The 12,319-nt window shown below is 55.2% G+C and carries 10 protein-coding genes; 6 read left to right on the top strand and 4 right to left on the bottom strand.

What is annotated here, in order from left to right:
* Positions 1-49 precede the first annotated feature (49 nt).
* Genes FOE74_RS06405 through folB form a run of 3 tightly spaced genes read left to right on the top strand, consistent with a single transcriptional unit; the run spans position 50 to position 2,384 of the window.
* Positions 50-979 carry a WD40 repeat domain-containing protein gene (locus FOE74_RS06405; protein ID WP_149097762.1) on the top strand — a complete coding sequence of 310 codons (930 nt, stop codon included), beginning with the start codon at positions 50-52 and terminating at the stop codon, positions 977-979.
* Positions 976-2,013 (top strand): DivIVA domain-containing protein, encoded by a 1,038-nt coding sequence (locus FOE74_RS06410; protein WP_149097763.1) that lies wholly within the window; start codon positions 976-978, stop codon positions 2,011-2,013. The genes FOE74_RS06405 and FOE74_RS06410 overlap by 4 nt, the downstream gene beginning before the upstream one ends.
* An 11-nt stretch (positions 2,014-2,024) precedes the next feature.
* The gene (gene folB, locus FOE74_RS06415) at positions 2,025-2,384 is read left to right on the top strand and encodes a dihydroneopterin aldolase (protein ID WP_149097764.1); all 360 of its coding nucleotides are present in this window, start codon (positions 2,025-2,027) and stop codon (positions 2,382-2,384) included.
* A gap of 908 nt (positions 2,385-3,292) precedes the next feature.
* On the opposite strand, the gene FOE74_RS06420 is transcribed toward folB, so the two are convergent.
* The 4 genes from FOE74_RS06420 to FOE74_RS06435 all read right to left on the bottom strand — a co-directional run bounded on the left by FOE74_RS06420 (position 3,293) and on the right by FOE74_RS06435 (position 7,648).
* A complete protein-coding gene (locus FOE74_RS06420; protein ID WP_149097765.1) occupies positions 3,293-5,800 on the bottom strand; it encodes a penicillin-binding protein 1A in 2,508 nt (835 codons plus the stop codon).
* 369 nt (positions 5,801-6,169) lie between these two features.
* Positions 6,170-6,922 carry a DUF72 domain-containing protein gene (locus FOE74_RS06425; protein WP_149097766.1) on the bottom strand — a complete coding sequence of 251 codons (753 nt, stop codon included), beginning with the start codon at positions 6,920-6,922 and terminating at the stop codon, positions 6,170-6,172.
* Between the two features lie 85 nt (positions 6,923-7,007).
* The gene (locus tag FOE74_RS06430; RefSeq protein WP_149097767.1) at positions 7,008-7,379 is read right to left on the bottom strand and encodes a hypothetical protein; all 372 of its coding nucleotides are present in this window, start codon (positions 7,377-7,379) and stop codon (positions 7,008-7,010) included.
* Positions 7,352-7,648: a hypothetical protein gene (locus FOE74_RS06435; protein WP_149097768.1), complete on the bottom strand. Its 297-nt coding sequence runs from the start codon at positions 7,646-7,648 to the stop codon at positions 7,352-7,354. Before FOE74_RS06435 ends, FOE74_RS06430 begins: the two co-directional genes overlap by 28 nt.
* A 125-nt stretch (positions 7,649-7,773) precedes the next feature.
* Between FOE74_RS06435 and FOE74_RS06440 the strand changes: the two genes are divergently transcribed.
* From FOE74_RS06440 to FOE74_RS06450, 3 genes are all read left to right on the top strand, one after another.
* Positions 7,774-8,433, top strand: a complete 660-nt coding sequence (locus FOE74_RS06440; protein WP_149097769.1) for a TetR/AcrR family transcriptional regulator — start codon at positions 7,774-7,776, stop codon at positions 8,431-8,433.
* A gap of 71 nt (positions 8,434-8,504) precedes the next feature.
* On the top strand, positions 8,505-9,533 hold the full coding sequence (locus tag FOE74_RS06445; RefSeq protein WP_149097770.1) for a quinone-dependent dihydroorotate dehydrogenase: 1,029 nt from the start codon (positions 8,505-8,507) through the stop codon (positions 9,531-9,533).
* Between the two features lie 84 nt (positions 9,534-9,617).
* Positions 9,618-12,308 carry an FtsK/SpoIIIE family DNA translocase gene (locus tag FOE74_RS06450; RefSeq protein WP_149097771.1) on the top strand — a complete coding sequence of 897 codons (2,691 nt, stop codon included), beginning with the start codon at positions 9,618-9,620 and terminating at the stop codon, positions 12,306-12,308.
* Positions 12,309-12,319: the final 11 nt, after the last annotated feature.

The following is a 12,319-nucleotide window of genomic DNA, read 5'->3' on the forward strand; positions in this document are numbered from 1 at the left end:
TTTTGGTAAATTTAGGCAAAAATAGCTTCCCTTACTTTTCCCCTTTGCCATGGCCAGCCCGTTTCAGGTTCAGAAAATCACCACCCTCACCGGGCACCGCGACTGCGTGTACACGTTGGAACGGGCTCCCGAGCCCCAGAAATTCTTCTCGGCCGGGGCCGATGGCATGGTGGCGCTCTGGGACCTGACCCAGCCCGAAAACGGGGAACTGGTGGCCAAGGTCAGCTCCAGCGTGTACGCCCTCAAATACATCCCGGAACGCAACTGGCTCCTGATCGGGCACAACCACAACAGCTTGGAGGTGCTGGACCTGGCGGCGAAAACCATGGTGAAAACCATTCCGCTGCCGCCCGCCGCCATTTTTGACATCCAGTATGACTGGCCAAGCCAGCGTGCTTTCCTGGCCCTGGGCAACGGTTCTTTGGCAGTGGTAGACCTGGAAAAGCTGGTGGTGCTCAAGGTGCTGCCGTTCTCTGAGAAGAGCGTACGGTGCCTGGCCCTGCACCCTTCAGGGGCTGAGTTGGCCCTGGGCTTGAGCGACCACCGGATTTTAATTCTGGACCGGGAGACGCTGGCGGTAAGGCAGACGTTAGAAGGACATACCGGCTCAGTGTTCACCATGGCATATACTCCAGACGGACAATACCTGCTCAGCGGCAGCCGTGACGCCCACCTGCGGGTGTGGGAAACAGGCCAACAGTACCGGGAGCACCGCAGCATCATCGCGCATCTGTTCACGTTGAACCACCTCGCGTTCAGCCCCAACGGGCGGCTGTTTGCCACCTGTAGCATGGACAAATCTGTGAAGGTGTGGGATGCCCAGACGTTCAAATTATTGAAAGTGATAGACAAAGCCCGCCACGCCGGCCATGGTACCTCTGTCAACAAATTGTTTTGGTCGGCTCATTTGAATCAGTTAGTTTCGTGTAGTGATGACCGCAGCATTGCGGTTTGGGCGTTAACCTTGAAGGAAGTATGAAGATTACACCATTAGAAATCAGACAGAAAACGTTTGAGAAAGCGTTTAGGGGCCTGGACAAAGAGGAGGTGCAGGCGTTTCTGCTCACGCTCTCCCAGCAATGGGAAAAACTGCAGGACGAGAACAAAGACCTGCGCCTGAAGTTGGAAGTGGCCGGCCGCGAAGTCCAGAAACTACGCGAGGTGGAATCTTCTCTTTACAAAACCCTCAAGACCGCCGAGGACACCAGTACCAGCATTGTAGAGCAGGCCTCCAAAGCCGCTGACCTGCAGGTGCGCGAGGCCCAGCTCAAAGCCGACCAGGTGCTGGAGGCTGCCCGCCAGAAGGCCCGCAGCGTACTGGAAAGCGCCTACCTGCAGGCTGACAAAACGGTGGCAGAAATGCACGCCGAGGTAAAGAACCTGGAGCAGGACTACCTGCGCCTGGAAGATTACCTGGAGAACATGGTGCGCGACCTGCAGAACCTTGCCTCTGACGCCCTAGACAAGGTAGAGAAAACCAGGTCAAAACCTAAAGCCTCGCTTGCCAGTATCTTACAAAGAGCCGCCCAAATCAAAGCGCAGCGGCCCGATGACGAAAACGATACTGCCATGAACACATTCACCTCAGCACCCATAGCCCCGGCCACTCCGGTTTCCAAACCGGCCAACGTACCGGCCTCTGCCTTCACTGACCAGCCGCAGGACGGCGGATACGAAATAGGCGGTGGCGGAAGCCGCGAATCCATTCCGGCTACGCCCGGCACTATTCCGGCCACGCCCATGCACAACCCTACGCCAGATGTGCACCCGCGCACCCCTGAGATTGTGCCCCCCAGACCATCAGTGCCTAACACGCCTACCCCGGCCCCGGAGATTGAAGAGCCTAGGCCAGATACCGTTCCTTCGCCCAGCCCTAGCCCCATAGAGGAGCCAGAGCCAGAGCGGGAAAGCCCGGTGCCTACCACCCCAGAGGTGCAGCCGCCCATGACTACCCAGGCCAAACCGGCCCCGGCGGTAGCCAGCAGCCGCGGTTCTTTCTTTGACGAGATCTAGTTCAGACGTTTATGGGCCAGATTGCGCTGGAAGGCATGGAGTTCTTTGCCTTCCACGGGTTCTATGACGAAGAGCAGAAGATAGGCAACAAGTACGGGGTAGACCTCTACATCCAGACGGATTTGCACGCCGCCGCTGCTTCAGACAACCTGGACGAGACCGTGAATTACGAAAGGCTCTACAAACTGGTGCTGCACGAGATGAGCCTTCCGGCCCGCCTCTTAGAGCACCTGGGCCACCGCATCATGGAAGCCATCATGCAGGAATTCCCGTTTGTGCAGCAGGTCAAAGTAAGCGTTTCCAAGTTCAACCCGCCCTTGGGAGGCATCTGCCACCGGGCCAAGGTAACGCTGGAAAAGAACCGGAAGTAGATAGATAGAAGCCTTGGTTTTACCTCTTATTTTCAGAAATCAGAGGTAAAACAAATCAGAATAAAAGTAAAAGCCTCACCGGTTGAAAGACGGGTGAGGCTTTTCTGTTTCTGAAGCCTCTAAACCTGCCAATCTCGCTCTTTGCTCAAAATAGAGTATGCATTCCGTCCCCCTTGGAAGGGGGGAGGGGGATGACCAGGGCAGTAGAAGAACCATCTACAGATCATAGGCGAAGGAGAAAAATGATTCTCAGGCACAGTTGGTCAGAAGAATCATCATTCCTCCACTTCTTATTAGCCATCAATGGCCTGGATTTACTTCCACTCGTGTTAGAGAGTCACGGCGTATAACCGAGCCATAGAAGATAAAAAATGATTCTCTGGAATGGCATGATCTGCAGGAAAATCATCCCCCTCCCCCCTTCAAAGGGGGACGGAATGCGTGGTAAGGGTTAGATAATTGATAGCCAATAGCTCCTATTAGGCAAAGGCTTTCCCCGTTTCGCTTCGCGTTAGCCTTATAGAGAAGAAGGAAGGAAAAGGGAATTGGTTTCAGGGCTGTTTCTGCGAAAGCGGCCCTGAAATCAATTCCTTTGTGAATGATCAGAAGCATCTAGGCCTTCAGAAGTTTCTATTTAAGGACCTTTAGCATGGAATTGTCCATCACCATCTACGGCTCCGGCAAACGTGTGCATATCAACGGGTTTTCTCTACCGGAGGGCAGAGGATGCTACATTTTGGATAGAGCAATTTAAGATGGAGATGTTGCTACCAGCGGCGTAAGAATTCCTGTAGTTAATTCACGTCCTCTACAGTGCAGGCTAGAACTTGAGTGGGACAGAAAAGCGCAGGTGAACGCACCAGGTTTTGCTTCTCTTTTCAGAAAACAGGTCTGTTTCCCGTTGCCCGCTAATCATCCCGGCCCCAACGTCCTTTTTCTCGGTCTTTTTCTCGTTCCTTCTCTCTTTCCCTTCTTTTCTCAATCTCCTTCTCCAGGTCCTTTTGCCAATCTTTCTCCCTATCCCTGTCCTTATCTTTTTTGCCTTTCCGTTTGAAGAGGTCTTTGAATTTACGGCCTCCTTTTCTGAAAAAGTCTTCAATGCCACCATTGTCCACCTGTTCCACCGGGGCTTCTATAAAGGGCGGTTGAAACGGCGGGCAGTTCAGGTATCCTTGCAGGTGCGCGGGCAACGGGGCGAAACGGCTGTAAGCATACCGGCGGAAGTCGCGGTCTTTGCTGAGGCGCTGGAAAAAGCCGCCCCAGATGGGAAGCGCGGTGTTGGAGCCGCCACCTTTTTCCAGGTCCCGGAAACGGATGCGGCGATCCTCACCGCCTACCCAGGCCCCGGCCACCAGATCTGGGGTGTAGCCCACAAACCAGCCATCTGCCTGTGATTGGGTGGTGCCCGTCTTGCCCGCAATGTCCATGGCCAGATGGAATTCATTGCGAAGGCGGCGGCCGGTACCCTCATTTATCACGCTTTCCAGCATGGGGCGCAGCAGAGCCGTGGTTTGGCTGGATATCACATGGTTGCCTTGTCCGTTGCGGTTGGTCTGGTCCAGCAGCACCCGACCCTGGCGGTCTACAATGCGCAGGAGGTAGCGGGGCTTGATCTGGTAGCCACCGTTCGCCAGCGCCGCGTAGGCCCCCACCATCTCCAGCAGGCTGGCATCAGCGGTGCCCAGGGCCAGGGAAGGGGTGGAAGGGAGTTCACCGGTCATGCCCAGACTGTGGGCTAATTGCACCACCTTCGGGATGCCCGCCTGCAAGGCCACATTCACTGACACGGTGTTCACCGAATGGGTGAGCGCGCCCAGCATGGAATAAGACCCGCCGTACTCGTCGTTCGCGTTTCGCGGCGACCAGTTCTCGTATTCGGGGAAGACGCGGCGGTCATTGGGGAAGTACGAGCAGGGGGCAATGCCTTGTTCCATGGCGGCGGCATACACAATGGGTTTGAAGGTAGAACCTACCTGCCGGCGCGAGCGCACGTGGTCATATTGGAAGTAATTATGGTTGATGCCGCCCACCCAGGCTCGTACATAGCCGCTGGTAGGTTCCATGGCCACAAACCCGGCGTTCAGGTAGCGCAGGTAGTGCCTGATGGAATCCATGGGGCTCATGGTGCGGGCAACCTCGCCGCGCCACCGGAACACCTGCATCTTGCGGGGGGTGTTGAAGGCCTCGTCTATCTCTTTGTCTGACATGCCGGCGGCTTTGTGGCGCCGGTACCGGAGCGACCGTTCCTTAGCAGCCTTCAGGATCTGCGGCTGGCCCGACCACGGCGCTTTGTTGCCCCAGTGCTTGTCAAAGTCTACCTGCAGGGCTTTCATGCGCTGCCGCAAGGCCAGTTCCGCGTGGCGCTGCAGTTTGCTGTCAAGGGTGGTGTAGATCTTGAGGCCGTCATTGTACAGGTTGTAAGGTTCGCCTTCCGTGTCTTTCTGTTGGGCGGCCCATTTACCCAGTTCCTCGCGCAGGTGTTCCCTAAAGTAAGGGGCCAGCCCACTGTGGTGCGAGTAGGGGTTGTAGCGGAGGTTGAGGGGCTTTTTTTGGAGGGCGTCTTTCTGTTCTGGGGTGAGGTAGCCGTACTTGGCCATCTGGGCCAGCACCACGTTCCGGCGTAGCAGAGAGCGTTCTGGGTACAATTTGGGGTGGTAGGAAGTGGTGCCCTTCAGTAAGCCAATGAGCACAGCCGCTTCCTCGGTCTTGAGCGAGTCAGCAGAGGTGTTGAAGAAACGCCGCGCCGCTGATTCAATGCCGTACACGTTGCCGCCCATGGGCACGGTGTTCAGGTACAGCTGTAAAATCTCTTCTTTGGTGTAAATGGCCTCAAAACGCCGGGCCAAAATCACCTCGCGCAGCTTGTTCACGGGCATAGAAAGAAAGCCCAGGTTCTTGCGGGGAAACAGGTTCTTGGCCAGCTGCTGGCTTAGGGTGCTGCCCCCGCCGGAGCCTTCTTCCTGCAAAAGCAAGCTTTTGAAGAAGACGCGGGCCACGCTTCGGTAATCTACCCCGCCGTGCTCATAGAAGCGGGCATCTTCCGTAGCAATCAAGGCCTGAATGGCCGAAGGCGCAATGTCCTTATACGCCACGTTGGTGCGGTCCTGGATGAAGTAGCGGCCAATGAGCACGCTGTCGGCGGTGTAGACTTCAGAAGGCATGTCGTTTTGCACGGCTTTCAGCTGCCGTTTGGTGGGCAACCAACCAAACAACCCAAAGTAGACCGCCAGGTAAAACACGAACAACACCAGGAACACTGCTGCTACGGCTTTGCCTATCACCCTTCCCCAGCCCCGCCGGTCCAAGGCTTTCCAGTAGCGCAACGAAAGTTTTTGCCCATGCCTGGCCAGCCAGCGCCGACGGCGGGTGTTGATCCAATCTGAGAAGCTTCCAAAGTAAGAGTTGAAAAAGGGCATGCGCTAAGAACGTATAAACCGAGGCAAAAGCTATGCTTACCCCAATGAAACCGGCAAGGTTACGCACTTTCCGGTCCGTTTTCCAAAAAAGCCCCCAAAACGGCACGAGGGGGCAAAAGAGTCCTGCGTATAGAGTCCTGAGTCAGTGTAACTTTGAGAAGATGTAGGTGGGGAGCTTTAGGCCTGCTTTTACCAAATCAGGGCAGAAAGGTTGGGGTGTAGAGAACCCAAGTTGAGACTTGAAACCACTTGCCGCTTTTCGCCGCAGTGGCGGCGAGGGTAGTCTGGAGACTACCCGGCATCTGGAGGCACAAGTCTGGAGACTCGCGCCAGAAAACGTTCTCGTTGGCAAGACTCACAACTCAGAACTCAAGACTCAGAACTCAAGACTTCTTTTACCAATTCCTGCAATCTAAGTGCGTTCACAGGGGCGTGGCCGTTGATGTCGTTGTCAAAGTAGATATAGACGTCTTTTCCTGCCTGGGCCCAGTGGCGGCAATGAGACGCCCAGGTTTGGAGGGCGGCCTCAGAGTAACTGCCGTCGTATTTGCCTTCAGGGCCGTGCAGCCGGATGTAGACGAAATCGGCGGTGACTTCCAGGGGCGATTGGTGGCCCGCCAGGTCATAGATGCAGAAGGCGTGGTTTTCCTGCCGTAGCAGCTCATAGACCTGCGGGTGGTACCAGCTGGGGTCCCGGAACTCAAAGGTGTAGCGGTGGTAGGGCGGCAAGGCGGCAAGGAAATCCTGGAAGCGCCCCAGGTTCAGGCGCCAGGCAGGCGGCAGTTGAAACAGGATAGGACCCAGTTTCTCCTCCAGCGCCTGGGCGTTCCCCAGCAGCTGCCCCAAGCCCTGTTGCGGGTCTATGAGCTTCTTCATGTGCGTGATGTACCGGCTAGCTTTCACCGCGAACAAGAAATCCTGGGGCACACTCTCCCGCCAGGCGGCAAAGGTCTGGGCCGTGGGAAGGCGATAAAACGAGTTGTTGATCTCTACGGTGCCGAAAAACCGCACGTAATAGTCGGTGAACTGCTTTGAGGTGACCCCCGGCGGGTAGAAGTTTCCCTTCCAGTGGTTGTAGTGCCACCCAGAGGTGCCTATGTGTATCCTTCCTTTTTCCTGCATAGCCCTTCTTATACGGAAAGGTGCGCCCAGGTTCATATCGGGAACGTTTTGGATGCCTTTTCAGGAAACCGCCCTTTAAACGGCTTTACTTGTTGAGGAAGAAGTAAAAGAACCAACCGCCGCCCGCGTACAGCAGCACATCAAAGAAGTCACCGGTATAGCGGGGCATAAAAAGAGGAAGGATTACCTCAAAGACGAGCGCCACATACAGCACGGCAAACCCAATCTGGTACTTTGAAAGCCTGACCCGGGCCCCGAAGAAGAACCGCATCAGGAACAAGGCCACGGTAAGGATAATGGGCAGGCAGAGCAGGTCATCCAGATAGAACCGTACCCACGCGGGCCGGGGAATTTGGTTCCACACCAGCACTCTGTGCGCCAGGTACAAGACCAGCAGACACCAGAAAAGCGGGGTGAAGGTACGCCAGATCAACCGGCCAAAAGCGCGATGAGCCATAACAGGAAGGACATGATGCCTACAAAGGCCAATTGAAAGCCTAGCCCAATCCCTTTCCAGAGCTTGGTAAAGGCAGAATCATCTGGGTTGATCTGAATCAGGTCAATAGTGAACCGCTTCTTTTCTTCCTCTATCCGTTCTTCCTGGGCTTGCTGGCGTTCCAGGGCGGTGGGGTCCAGGAACTGGCCGCAGTTCTCGCAAAGGTCGGTGATTTGCCGGTTCCAGGCCGACCAATGGCCGCAGTGAGGGCATTTCTTGCTGGCTTTCATGTCTGGTTTGTTTAACGTGGCTTCCAGGGTTGCCGTGGTGGGAGCCTATGGTAAAATATACTTTAGCTCAATGGAGCTAAGGCAAAGATATAGAATTTTTCTTACTTTAGCTCCAAAGAGCTAAGATGAGAGAAGAGATAGTGACCCAGGCGGTAGCGGCCTTCAACCGGAAAGGGATTAGCAACACCTCCCTTCGGGATATAGCCCAGGAGTTATCCATCAGTGATGGGCACCTGCGGTATTATTTTAAAACGAAGGAGGAGTTGGTGCTCACTATCTTTTCTGGCATGGCCGAGGAAATCGCTTCGCAGGCTACCCAATTGTATGATACGCAGGGGGCAGCCCCGGTATTGACCGCGCAACTCCTGGTACAGGCCCTTACCAAAACCTACGGCGTCATGTACCGCTACGTCTTTCTCTTCACAGAATCTACGGCTATCCTGGAGACATTCCCCCGGGTATATGCCGCCTACCAGCAGCTCTTCCAAAACCGGCGCGACATGTTTCTGGCCCTTTTTGAGCAGTTCAAGAGAAAAGGAGACTTTGCCGGGGACGTGGATGCCAACCTGTTTCCCTTGTTGTTTGAGCAAGTGTTCATTCTTTCAGACAATTGGGTGAAATACGCCAGGTTGCCCAAGAATAACTCCCTTTCAGAGGCGGCGCAGATCCAACATTATGTGGCAGTCACCATCGCCTTGTTCCTGCCTTACCTCAACGCCCGGTTGAAAACCGAGGTGGCAGATTGGCTTAGGGAGGTGGCGCAAGGGCTCTCTTCCAAGCTTTAAAATGCTTTGCCAGGCGAAACGCTGAAGAGGACAAGCCATTCTTTTTTATCTTTGCCTAAACCCGAACCGCCGTGTATAAAAATCTCATTCGTCCGTTACTGTTCCAGCTAGACCCTGAAAAGGTACACCACCTGACCACCTCCGCGCTGAAAACCGGATTCCAGCTTCCTTTGGCCAAATCCATCAGCCGGGGCATGTTTCAGGTCACTGACCCACGGCTGGAGCGCAAAGTCTTCGGACTCACGTTCCCCAACCCGGTGGGCCTGGCCGCCGGTTTTGACAAAGATGCCCGCATGATTGATGAGTTCGCGGAGCTGGGTTTCGGGTTCATAGAGATTGGCACGCTCACGCCCAAGCCGCAAGCGGGCAATCCCCGGCCCCGGTTGTTCCGGCTGCCGCAAGACGGCGCCATCATCAACCGCATGGGCTTCAACAATGAAGGCGTGGAAAAGGCGGTGGAACGGCTCAGGGCCCGCAAAAGCACCGTGATTGTGGGCGGTAACATCGGTAAGAACAAAGTGACGCCCAATGAGCAGGCCCTGCAAGATTACCTCCTTTGTTTTGATGCGCTCTATGACGTGGTAGATTATTTTGTGGTGAACGTGAGTTCGCCCAATACCCCAGACCTGCGCGCGTTACAGGAAAAGGAGCCCTTGCTTGACTTGTTGAGCAACCTGCAGAACCGGAACCAAGGCAAAGCCAAGCCCAAGCCCCTGCTGCTCAAGATTGCCCCAGACCTGAACGAGGCCCAGCTAGACGACATAGTAGAGATTGCGGCCCAGACCCATCTGGCCGGGGTGATTGCCACCAACACCACCATTAGCCGGTCCGGGCTGCATGCTTCCCCAACCCAGATCACCGAGATCGGGGCCGGAGGACTCAGCGGCAAGCCCCTCACCAGCGCCTCTACCCAGGTGCTGCGGTACCTGCGCCAGCATCTGCCGGAAGAGGTGCGGCTGGTAGGGGTGGGCGGCATCATGACCCCAGAAGACGCGCTGGAGAAACTTTCGGCCGGGGCCGATTTGGTACAATTATACACCGGTTTTATTTATGAGGGGCCCGGTCTGATCAAGCAGATTAACCAGCGGTTGCTCAGCTAACTACTATATTTCAATAAGTAGATACAGGCAAAATGTTCAAGGCTAATTGAACGGAATAGTGTAGATTTGAAGTTTGGAGACAGCATGGCAACGAACACATATAAACGGGAAGTAGGGACTGGTCCGCGGCCTAAGAATGCGCCGAGAACGCAGCAGAATGAACCCAAGGGAAAGACCGAGGCGCGTGCCCCCAAAGAGCCCAAACCCAAGCGGTCGCTCCCCAAAGTTCCCCAGCTTTCTTTCAACTTCCTCAAAGACCGGCGGCTGCAGCTGTTCATCGGGTTTTTCTTCCTGCTGTCTTCCTTGTACCTCACCATTGCCTTTGTCTCTTACCTGTTCACCGGTACTGCTGACCAGAGCGTGGTGGAATCTGTGACCACCGAGGATGTGAAGGCGGCCGGTCTGGAGTCAGAGAACTGGCTGGGCCTTTTTGGCGCCTGGATTTCTGATTACTTCATTAACCGGTGGTTTGGCATTGCCTCGTTTTTCTTTGTGCCCGTGGTATTCTACGTGGGGTATAAGATCGTTTTCCGCCGCACGTCCATTACGCTTTCCTCCGTGGTCACCCTTTGCCTCTTCGGGCTGCTGTGGGGTTGTGTCACCGCGGGTTACCTGGTACTGCTGAACCAGGCTACCGCTACCTATGGTTTTTTGAGCGGTGGTATTGGCTATGAAACTGCCTTGTGGCTGCAGAGCCTGCTAGGCTGGGGAACCGGCTTGTTGATGGGCTTTGCGCTCATCGCCTTTATCATGTTCTTCTTCAACATCACTACCCTGGGCAGACCAAGGTTCCCTAAGATGATGACCTCGGCCCCGGCAGAAGCCGCCGCTCCGGTAGAGAAACCAGAAACCGGGGTATACGCCTCGCCTTCGGCGGGTATGAACCACCTCACCAATCCTTCCGGTACTTTTGAGCCAGAGGAGGAACCTGCTTTTCCGGCCCCGTTTTTAGTGCAGCAACAGCAGCAGGAAGAGGAGGAAGAAGAAGCCTACGACGAAGACGAGAACTACGACGAGGAACCGTATGACGAGGAAGAGTACTTAGAAGACGACGAGCCTCAGGAGGAAGAAGTAGAGGAGCCTCAGGAAGAACTGTTCTCCGTGAATGAACTGCCGGTGACGCCAAGGGCTTCCGTTCCCATGGCTTCTGTTCCCTTAGCCCTGGAGGTAGGCCAGGACAACGAGGTACTGCTGGAGGAAGACCTGGAGTTGGATATTGCTCAGGTGCCTTCTGAGGAGGAAGTAGACAACCTGGCGGTAAGCGAGAACTATGACCCCACCTTGGACCTGCCTCGGTACCAATACCCGTCCATTGACTTGCTCACCGACTACGGCGTGGGTAAGGTGCAGGTGACCAAAGAGGAGCTGGAAGCCAACAAAGACAAGATCGTAGAGACCCTGGGCAACTACAGCATCGGGATTGCCTCTATCAAAGCCACCATTGGGCCGACTGTGACCTTATATGAAATTGTACCGGAGGCCGGCGTGCGGATCTCCAAGATCAAAAGCCTGGAAGATGACATCGCGTTGAGCTTAGCGGCTCTGGGTATCCGGATCATCGCACCTATTCCGGGCAAAGGTACCATTGGTATTGAGGTGCCGAACAAGAAAAAGGAGATGGTCTCCATCAAGTCCATCCTGAGCACCGAGAAGTTCATGAAGAGCGAGATGGAGCTTCCCATCGCCTTCGGGAAAACCATCACCAACGAGGTCTTCATCACCGACCTGGCCAAAATGCCCCATTTACTCATGGCAGGGGCCACGGGTCAAGGAAAGTCTGTTGGTTTGAATGCCATTCTTACTTCCCTGCTGTACAAACGTCACCCTTCGCAATTGAAGTTCGTGTTGGTGGATCCCAAGAAAGTGGAATTATCCCTTTTCAATAAGATTGAGCGCCACTTCCTGGCCAAACTGCCTGATACTGATGAGGCCATCATCACTGATACCAAGAAGGTGGTACACACGCTGAACTCGCTCTGTATGGAGATGGACCAGCGCTATGACCTGCTCAAAGACGCCGGGTGCCGGAACCTGAAGGAGTATAACCTCAAGTTTGTGGAGCGCCGCCTCAACCCCAAGAAGGGCCACAAGTTCATGCCGTACATCGTGCTGGTGATTGACGAGTTAGCCGATTTGATGATGACTGCCGGAAAAGAGGTGGAAACGCCCATCGCGCGTCTGGCCCAGCTGGCCCGCGCCATTGGGATTCACCTGGTAGTGGCCACGCAGCGCCCCAGCGTGAACGTGATCACGGGTATCATCAAGGCCAACTTCCCGGCGCGGATCTCTTTCAAGGTAACGTCCAAGATTGACTCCCGTACCATCTTAGATACCGGCGGGGCCGATCAGTTGATAGGCCAGGGTGACATGTTGTTCTCGCTAGGTTCTGACCTGATCAGGGTGCAGTGCGCGTTCGTGGATACCCCGGAAGTAGACCGCATCTGTGATTTCATTGGCGAGCAGCAAGGCTACTCAGATGCCTACCTGCTGCCGGAGTTCCTGGGTGATGAGAGCGGGAACGACAAAGCCGAGTTTGACCCTAGTAACAAGGATGCCATGTTTGAGGAGGCCGCCCGCATTGTGGTCACCCACCAGCAGGGAAGCACCTCCTTGCTGCAACGCCGCCTGAAACTGGGTTATAACCGCGCCGGCCGTTTGATTGACCAATTGGAGGCTGCCGGCGTGGTAGGCCCGTTTGAGGGCAGCAAGGCGCGCGAGGTTTTAATTCCGGATGAGTACAGTTTGGAACAGTTATTGAATAACATGCAACCGTAAGCAACGCTTAG

This window comes from Rufibacter glacialis (assembly GCF_008271745.1).
In the GTDB taxonomy this organism is placed as follows: domain Bacteria; phylum Bacteroidota; class Bacteroidia; order Cytophagales; family Hymenobacteraceae; genus Nibribacter; species Nibribacter glacialis.